This window comes from Neisseria sp. P0007.S010 (assembly GCF_051962875.1).
Taxonomy (GTDB): domain Bacteria; phylum Pseudomonadota; class Gammaproteobacteria; order Burkholderiales; family Neisseriaceae; genus Neisseria; species Neisseria subflava_A.
In genome coordinates, this window is sequence record NZ_JBQCUX010000037.1 from 1 (window position 1) to 403 (window position 403).

Below are 403 nucleotides of genomic sequence, written 5' to 3' on the forward strand. Positions count from 1 at the left end.
ACCGATGCGGAAGGCTATATCGAGAAACTGCACATTACCCCCGCCAATGCCCATGAGTGCAAACACCTGTCGCCTTTATTGGAAGGGCTGCCCAAAGGTACGACCGTCTATACCGACAAAGGCTATAACAGTAAGGAAAACCGGCACATCTGAAAGAGCATCGGCTGCAGGACGGCATTATGCGCAAAGCCCACCGTAAACATCCGCTGTCGGAAGCACAAACCAAACGCAACCGATATTTGTCGAAGACCCGTTATGTGGTCGAACAAAGCTTTGGTACGCTGCACTGTAAATTCCGCTATGCGCGGGCAGCCTATTTCGGGCTACTCAAAGTGAGTGCACAAAGCCATCTGAAGGCGATGTGTTTGAACCTATTGAAAGCCGCCAACAGGCTAAGTGTGCC

General features: G+C 51.4%; 1 pseudogene. It reads left to right on the forward strand.

The window, feature by feature from the left end:
• Nucleotides 1-403: pseudogene (locus ACTHR7_RS10805) on the forward strand (transposase); the annotation flags it as partial.